Source organism: Streptomyces sp. GESEQ-35 (assembly GCF_017948485.1).
Classification (GTDB): Bacteria; Actinomycetota; Actinomycetes; order Streptomycetales; family Streptomycetaceae; genus Streptomyces.
Genome location: NZ_JAFFSX010000093.1, coordinates 1 through 575, shown reverse-complemented (window position 1 = coordinate 575; position 575 = coordinate 1). Strand labels below are relative to the sequence as shown.

Here is a 575-nt window from a genome sequence, read left to right as displayed (position 1 = left end):
CGAGATCGCCGCCCTGCCGATCACCCGGCACCGCTTCCACGGCGACTGGAACTACACCCTCCACCCCCAGCACCCGCTGGACGCGACGGCGACCGGCAGCACGGCAGACCAGGCCCCGGCGAACAAGCCGCACCGCCTCACGCAGCATTCGCTGCAGGACCCCGAACTGACCGGCATGACCCGCCAACAGCTCAGCGAACTCATCGACACGCTGACTCCCGCGCTGGAGATCCAACACGAGCGAGTGCTCCACGCACGCCGCGGTCACGAACGCCTGGTCGCCCGCGGTGCAGGCGCCAAGGCCAAGCTCACCCCAGCCGACCGGATCCTGGCCACCGTGCTCCACCTGCGCAAACTTGCCACCATGGACCTCCTCGGCCAGCTCTTCGACGTCACCGCGATGACCATCAGCCGCGCGAAACAGGAAGTCAGCCCCCTCCTCGAAGCACACGGCCACCACATCAACACCTCAACCGCCCGCCTCCGCACACCAGCCGACGTCGCGGCCTTCCTCGCCTCCGCCCCCACTCCAACCAAGGTCAAAAAGACGAGTTAATGATCTGCACGCCCTTAGA

At 67.1% G+C, this 575-nt stretch carries 1 protein-coding gene; it reads left to right on the top strand.

The window, feature by feature from the left end:
* The coding region (locus tag KCH87_RS48480) for a transposase family protein (RefSeq protein ID WP_210594468.1) at window positions 1–556 on the top strand (556 nt) is incomplete at its 5' end.
* Window positions 557–575: the final 19 nt, after the last annotated feature.